Below are 7,466 nucleotides of genomic sequence, written 5' to 3' on the forward strand. Positions count from 1 at the left end.
TTGCACGCCGTCACTCCGGGGATGACGGCATCGGATACTCGTCGGCGTTCAGCACCCAGCCTTGTTCGGAAAAGTCCATGCGCGGCGGGGAGAAAAGGTCCACCAGCTGGTTGAGACCGGCGTCCATTCCGCGAGAGGTGTGGATCGCCGGCGGCGGGATCACCGTCAGCGACGGCGTTTCCACAAGGGCATGCTCATCGTCCCTCCACGCGTTCAGGTTCGGTGTCCAGGGCCAGCGCAGATGGTGGGTGTAGGTTCCGGCCAGCGCCAGCGATCCCTGCTCGAAGTCGTCATGGCTGTGCGGCGACAGCTTCGCTGTGTCGCGCGGACCATGCTGTTCGTCCAGGTAGTTGACCATGACCGTCGTGCAGCGGAAGATTCGGCCGAATCGTCCGGGCGTCGGCGGCACGTCGAGACTGTAGACGCGAATGCGGAAGCCCCCCACCGGGTCCGGCCAGGGTTCGGCCGGCGTCACGTTCGGATGCGGCTCGGCGTAGGAATGGGCGTTCGAGCAGAGCGCGTTGAGGTCATCCGACCGGGTCGAGAAGATGCGGGTCGCGCGGCCCCCTTTTGGCAGCGTGATGCGGCTGTCTCCCGGTGGGACGATCACCAGCGAGAAGCCGTCGACCTCGATCCGTTCACGGCCGGCTTCGACAATGGCCGGTGTGTCGCGATCGGGAAGCAGCAGGACATATTCGTCCACCTGTTCGCGTCGCGCCAACGCGCCGCCCGGATCGACCTCGCTGTAGCCGACCAGGAAATTCTGCCCGCGGGTCAGCCAGGTCCCGGCGCCGTCCGCAACAACCTGCGGCTCCGTCTTGTAGAAAAGGCCGTATTCGGCCGCAGCGAAGACGGTTGGTGCGGCGGTCGCCCGCGGCGAGGCCGAAGCGGCCATGCGCGACCGTGGATCGCTTAGATCATACACTGTGGTCCTCCTCGATCGGTCTGTTGTTCAGAGAAACTATTGCGAAAACCGGAGAATATTGTCCCGATGACAGTGATGTCCGATCAGCATCCGCTGCATTTACGGAGCCAAATTATTCAGGTCATCGAGAATAAAGTAACGTCGACGTGGTGTTTTCAGTGCCCGGACCGTGAGGTCAGGCGCCGAACTCTCCACGTGGCTGCCGGGACAGGGATAGCTTGTCGCAAAGCCCTCAACAAGCCGGGACCGAGGATACCGCCACCCCCGGAGCGGGCGGATGTCCGTGGGATCGGCCCGGAACAAACGGCGCACCCCGCTCGCTTGACCGGAAAATACCATTTATAATCAATGACATGATTAAAGTCTTGGTGGGGGACGATTCCACCCGCGGGCCGGCCCGGGAATCTGGACTGATTTCACGTTGCGAAACGCAAATCATTGTGCTTTCGTTGGGGGCCGGACCTCCGCTCGGGCGGGTTGTCCGGCGCTGCGGCTGAAAGGAAAGCGGAAATATGGGCGGGATTTCTACGGTAAATCCGATGGCAACTTCGCTCGGATAAAGCTATGGCAAAAGACCCCCGTAGCGAATCTCAGACAAACGTGCATTGCCGTACCAATTCCCGACGAGGTTTTACAAACCCGCTTGACCGCTCTTATCCTCCGGTCAATTCCGTATGCCGCGCCCTGCACGTACTGAAGGTGGTCAATGAACAATCCATCGCGACGGTGAACTCGATTCACGCCGAGACCCGCATTCCGCGCCCGACGGTCGTGCGGATGCTGGAGACGCTGATGCACGAGGGCTATGTGATCCGCGACAACATGTGCGGTGGCTATCGCGTGGCCCAGAAAGTTACCGAACTGTCCCAAGGCTACAGCGGAATTCCCCGGGTGATCGAAATCGCCCGTCCATTGTCAATCGGGCTTACCAGGCAGATCAGATGGCCGGTAGGGCTGGGAGTCATCGACGGAGATGCGATAGAAATTCTGTATTGGACAGGAACGATCAGCCCTGTCGTTCATACCAACACCGTCCTCGGCCAGCGCCCGGATTTGCTCAAGTCGGCAATGGGCCGCGCCTATATGGCGTTCTGTGGCGAAGAAGAGCGTGAGCAGCATCTTGCCCGCATGCGCACGAGTTTGCCGGCCGAATTCGGAGAGAAGGAGGAGGCGGCGTTCCGTCGTTATCTGGATCGTGTTCGGCGCGACGGATACGCCACGCGCGACCCGCAGACCGAGCCGGTCCGCATGACGACCGTCGGCGTTCCCATCCTGGAACAGGAAAAGGTCGCGGCGGTGATGTCCGTGAGCTTCTTCAGAACGTCGGTGGACCCGAAGGATATGAAGGACGCGGTGCTGTCCCCTCTTTTCGAGACCCGGACCAGCATAGAACACGCGCTGGCGTTCATCAGCAACCGCCCCCGCCTGGACGCATCGGTGCGTCGCGGGTACGACGTCAGCCTGTAGATCGCCCGTGATCCGCGTGCCTCTTCCGCCACCGCGGACCCGGTGGCGGGACGAAGATGGTATAACCAATACACATGAATGGTTCGGAGGGGCGTTCGGCTCCGGGGCGCTGCCGCCCCGGAGCCGGGGGAGCGGCGGTCACCAGGTGGTCGCGATGTACTTGACCTCCATGAATTCCAGCAGCCCGTGATGCGACCCCTCCCGCCCCAGACCGCTCTGCTTCACGCCGCCGAACGGCGCCGCGGGATCGGAGACGAGACCGCGGTTGAGGGCGATCATGCCGCTTTCCAGACGCTCCCCGACCCGCAGGCCGCGGGCCAGGTCCCCGGTGTAGACATAGGCCACCAGGCCGTATTCGGTGTCGTTCGCGGCGGCGATCGCCTCGTCCTCGGTATCGAAGGGCATGATCGGCGCCACCGGCCCGAAGATTTCCTCGCGCAGCAGGGCGCTGTCCGCAGCCACGTCCGTCAGCACGGTCGGCGGGTAGAAATAGCCGGCGCCGGACGGCACCTGTCCGCCGGTCAGCACGTTCGCACCGCGATGGACGGCATCCTCGACCAGGGCGGCCACCTTGCTCCGGCTGGCGGCATTGACCAGCGGGCCGAGGCCGGTCGCGGGATCGACGCCCGGTCCCATGCGGACCCCGGCCATCCGATCGGCGAAGGTGCGGGCAAACGCGTCGATCACCGAGCGATGGACGTAGAAGCGGTTGGCCGCGGTGCAGGCCTCGCCACCGTTGCGCATCTTGGCCACCATCGCCCCCTCCACCGCCGCATCGAGATCGGCGTCCTCGAACACGAGGAAGGGCGCGTTGCCGCCGAGTTCCATGGAACAGCCGATCACCTGATCCGCGGCTTCGCGCAGAAGCGTTCGCCCGACCGCGGTGGAGCCCGTGAAGGACAGCTTGCGCACCCTCGGGTCATGGAGCATGGCGCTGACCACCGGACCCGATCGGCGGGTGGTGACGACGTTGACCACCCCGTCGGGAACCCCCGCTTCGGCAAGGATTTGGGCAACCGCCAGCGCGGTCAGCGGCGTTTCGGTGGCAGGCTTCAGGATGCAGGTGCAGCCGGCGGCCAGGGCCGGGCCGATCTTACGGGTCGCCATCGCCGCCGGGAAGTTCCACGGGGTGACCAGCACCGAGATCCCGACCGGCTGATGCTGCACCAGGATGCGGTTGGCGCCGCCCGGGGCCAGGCCGAGGCTGCCGTCGATGCGCACCGCCTCTTCGGCGTACCAGCGGAAGAATTCCGCGGCATAGGCCACCTCGCCCTCGGCATCGCGCAGCGCCTTCCCGTTCTCCAGCGAAATCAGCTTCGCCAGAGTGGCAGCCCGGGCGGTCATCCGTTCGAACGCCCGGCGCAGGATTTCAGCGCGCCGGCGCGGCGGCGTGGCGGCCCATCCGGCAGCGGCGGCGGCGGCGGCCTCGACCGCAGCGAGGCCGTCGTCGACGGTGCCGTCGGCCACTCGGGCGAGGCACCGCTCGATGGACGGATCGATCACGTCGATGCAGTCACCGGAGGAGGAGGGGCGCCAGCGGCCGCCGATGAACAGACCGGTCGGAACCTCCGAAAGCCAGTCACCGGCAATGTGGTCGTACAGGGTGGTGGTCATGGGGCCTCAGGAGCGCAGGAGGTCGCGGTTGCCTTCGAAGGCAGCCGCGATGATCCGCCGGACGCCGTCGAGGTCCAGCGGGCGGGGGTTGTTCTTCACGAGACGCCGGGCCGTCAGCGACTGCTCGGCAATCGTGCCCAGGTCGGCTTCACGGACGCCGAGCGCGGCCAGTGATTTCGGAATGCCGATGCGGCCGAACAGCCCGTCCACGGCGTCGATCGCCTGTCGCGACAGGAGATCGTCCGGTGCGTCCGGCAGGCCGAACAGCCGGGCGATGTCCGCGAAGATCCCGACACAGTCGGGGCGGTTGAACTCCATCACATAGGGAAGCAGCAGGGCCACACCGAGCCCGTGCGGCGTGTGGGTGCAGGCTCCCACCGGATATTGGATGGCGTGGGCGGCGGCCGTCCCGGCGGTACCGAAGGCCTGGCCGGCCAGCAGGGCGCCCAGCATCACCTGTTCGCGCGCAACCGGATCGGAGCCGTCGCGGACCGCGCGTTCCAGATGGCCGGCAAGGCAGCGGATGGCCGTTGCCGCCTGCATGTGGCTGATCACGTTGCTGCCGACGAAGACGTTGGCGACACCGAGATCGGGGGTCGGATCGCGGCGCAGGGTGGTGAACGCCTCGATGGCGTGGGTCATGGCGTCGGCCCCGGTGTTCGCCGTCAGGCCGGGCGGGCAGCTCAGGGTCAGTTCGGGATCGCACACCGCGGCGTGCGGGATCAGGTTCGGGCTGGAAATGCCGATCTTGACGCCAAGTCCCGGATCATCCAGCACCGCCACCGGCGTCACCTCCGAACCGGTGCCCGAGGTGGTCGGCACGGCGATCACCGGCAGCACGCCGTCCGGCACCCTGAACTCTCCGTACAGGTCGGACAGCGGGCCGTCATAGGTCAGGCGCACGGCCACCAGCTTGCCAAGATCGATGCAACTGCCGCCGCCGACCGCCACGATCACATCCGGCCGGATGTCACGTGCGGCCTGCGCCGCTTCATCGATGCAACTCATGGGAAGCTCGGCGAGCGTGCCGTCGTAGACTCCGACGGTCAGGCCGGCGTCCCGCAGGCTGGCGGCCATGCCGCTCAACAAGGGATCGGCGCCGAACCGGCTGTCGGTGCAGATCATCGCCCGCTGGCCATGGGGCCGCACGAGGTGAGCCAGGGCCGCGCGCTGGCCCGCCCCGAACAGGATGGTCCGCGGCGAGCGTTGGACTCCGAACGCCCTCATGCTCCGACCTCCCCCGCCCGCAGGCGCCGGAGACGGTGCCAGAGATCGTCGGCGATCCAAACGCCGTCCCTGAGCGCCGCGGCACGGCGCCGGCGCATGCCGTCGCCGGGCACATCCACCGCAGCGAAGCCGGGAGCGGCGGGACTGCGACGGACCTCCTCCAGATAGGAGGAAACCAGCCGCGTTGCGGCGGAATTTTGCTGTCCGAACACGATGAACAGGTCTCCTTTGTTGCAGGGCCGCTCCGAATCGAGCGTGCCGGCGACGTTGCGACCAATGGCCGATCGGGTCAGGGCCGCAACCAGCACCTCGATCCCGAGCCCCAGGGCATAGCCCTTGGCTCCGCCGAACGGTGCGATGGCGCCGTTCTTCGCCGCCTCGGGATCCGTGGTCGGGTTGCCGTCACGGTCGAGCGCCCATTCCTGCGGAATCGGCTCACCCCGATCGGCGTGGTCGTGGATACGGCCCATGGCAACCACGCTGGTCGCCAGATCCAGGATGAAAGGGTCCGGTACGGCGGGAACGCCGATCGCGATGGGATTGGTGCCCATCATGGCGACCCGGCCGCCCCAGGGATGAACCAGGGCCTCGCTGGTCGTCATGGCGATCGCGGCGTGTCCCTGGCCGGCGAGCCGCTCCACATACCAGGCGAGCATCCCCAGATGATTGCCGTTCGCCACCGCGGCGACGCAGACTCCGGTCTCCTCAGCCCGCTCGCGGGCCGCCTGCAACGCCGCCAGCGCCACGACCGGTCCGAGCCCGCCCCGGCCATCGACCTGAAGAAAGCTTTGGCCGAACCAATTCGGAGATCCGGTTGCGCACGGATCGATCACCCGGTTGCGGATGCGCTCAACAATCCGCGGCAGACGAAGGACGCCGTGCGACGGCAAACCCCGCAGTTCGGCTTCGACCAGCAGGTCGGCCTGGTCGTCGGCAAACGCTTCCGGCACGCCGTGGGCAACCAGGACCGCGGTGGCCATTTCCTTCAGTTGCAGAGCGTTAAGCTGCATTACTGCCGTCCTCTGCGGAGCGGCCGCGCTGTGCTCATCGTCCGGCCTCATTCGGTGATCGGGTTGGCAAGCCAGTCATTGCGGTCCGGGTCGATGGGGTGCCGGCCGCGTCGAATCGCGCAATCCCGTGAACCCCTTCACCGGCGCTCAAGCAAACCAATTATCATGAAAGGTTGCACCATAGCAGGAAATTGGTCAACGCATTTTTGCGCACCGGTGTGCCGACCGCCGCGTTCCGTTCCATTTGCCGGTGAAAAGTGCCATCTATCCTCCGATCGATCGGCGCACGGCCCGCAGGGAACCGGCGCCCCACAGGGAACCGGCGCATTGAAGCAACGGGACAATCACCAATGGTTGGGTTGAAGGAAAAAATCCTCGGGGAGATCCATGGTGGCACCCTCAAACCGGGCGACCGGCTCCCGACCGAACGCGAGCTGGCCGATCAGCACGCCATATCACGCACCCTGGTCCGCAAGGCGCTGGACGAACTGGAGCGCGAAGGTCACATCAGCCGGGCGGTCGGACGGGGGACCTTCGTATCGGAGGCGCGAACCTCCTTCAGTCAGGCCGCTCCGCTCGACATCGACCAACTCAGCCCCGGTGAGGTGACCCGGGCGCGATTGCTGTTCGAACCGCAGTTCACCGGTCTGGCCGCGATCAACGCGACCCGGCCGGATCTCGTGAAGATGAAGGAGTGCGTCGAACGCAGCGAAGCCGCCACCACCGTGCCCGAGTTCGATTACTGGGACGGGGCATTCCACCTGGCCATTGCCGACGCAACGCGCAACAACTTCGTGCGCCTGATCTGCAACCACGTCCAGCAGGTGCGAACCTACGCCGAATGGGGACAGCTGAAGTTTGTCAGCGTCACGCCGGAGCGACGCGCCGTCTACGAGGCGGATCACCGCAACATCCTCGACGCTCTGATGGCCCGCGACAGCGAAAGGGCCCGCCGCGCCTCGGAGGCGCACATCAGGCACGTGATCGAGTTCCTGTTCGCGGCGCAATGACCAAGCCGCGGCGCATCCCGGCAGGCTCGAACACCATCCGAACGGCGTGCTCCCGGACATCAGGGGCCAATTCGGGTGGTGTCCGCTTCGCCATGATGGCCCCACGTTCTCAGGAGATGGGGCCTCCTGTCTAAGACGGTTCAGGTATTTTGAGAGTGGCAGATGGCATTCCGCGGGCCTCCAGGGACAACAGAGCCCGTTTCCCGGACTGGA

The 7,466-nt window shown here is 66.0% G+C and carries 6 protein-coding genes; 2 read left to right on the forward strand and 4 right to left on the reverse strand.

Features of this window, described 5'->3' with window-relative positions; genetic code table 11:
• Positions 1 to 10: 10 nt before the first annotated feature.
• Positions 11 to 895: a cupin domain-containing protein gene (locus G472_RS0119345; RefSeq protein ID WP_245593531.1), complete on the reverse strand. Its 885-nt coding sequence runs from the start codon at positions 893 to 895 to the stop codon at positions 11 to 13.
• Between the two features lie 594 nt (positions 896 to 1,489).
• Between G472_RS0119345 and G472_RS37415 the strand changes: the two genes are divergently transcribed.
• On the forward strand, positions 1,490 to 2,392 hold the full coding sequence (locus G472_RS37415; RefSeq protein ID WP_084536776.1) for an IclR family transcriptional regulator domain-containing protein: 903 nt from the start codon (positions 1,490 to 1,492) through the stop codon (positions 2,390 to 2,392).
• A gap of 138 nt (positions 2,393 to 2,530) precedes the next feature.
• Here the strand turns inward: G472_RS37415 and G472_RS0119355 are convergent, their stop codons facing one another.
• The 3 genes from G472_RS0119355 to G472_RS0119365 are packed head-to-tail and all read right to left on the reverse strand — an operon-like array spanning position 2,531 to position 6,243.
• A complete protein-coding gene (locus G472_RS0119355; protein WP_051341034.1) occupies positions 2,531 to 4,006 on the reverse strand; it encodes an NAD-dependent succinate-semialdehyde dehydrogenase in 1,476 nt (491 codons plus the stop codon).
• A gap of 6 nt (positions 4,007 to 4,012) precedes the next feature.
• The gene (locus G472_RS0119360) at positions 4,013 to 5,233 is read right to left on the reverse strand and encodes an iron-containing alcohol dehydrogenase (RefSeq protein ID WP_029009696.1); all 1,221 of its coding nucleotides are present in this window, start codon (positions 5,231 to 5,233) and stop codon (positions 4,013 to 4,015) included.
• Positions 5,230 to 6,243 (reverse strand): Ldh family oxidoreductase, encoded by a 1,014-nt coding sequence (locus G472_RS0119365; protein ID WP_029009697.1) that lies wholly within the window; start codon positions 6,241 to 6,243, stop codon positions 5,230 to 5,232. The genes G472_RS0119360 and G472_RS0119365 overlap by 4 nt, the downstream gene beginning before the upstream one ends.
• A 350-nt stretch (positions 6,244 to 6,593) precedes the next feature.
• Between G472_RS0119365 and G472_RS0119370 the strand changes: the two genes are divergently transcribed.
• Positions 6,594 to 7,253, forward strand: coding sequence for a FadR/GntR family transcriptional regulator (locus G472_RS0119370; RefSeq protein WP_035693076.1), 660 nt, complete (start codon positions 6,594 to 6,596; stop codon positions 7,251 to 7,253).
• Positions 7,254 to 7,466: the final 213 nt, after the last annotated feature.

The organism is Azospirillum halopraeferens DSM 3675 (assembly GCF_000429625.1).
Classification (GTDB): Bacteria; Pseudomonadota; Alphaproteobacteria; order Azospirillales; family Azospirillaceae; genus Azospirillum; species Azospirillum halopraeferens.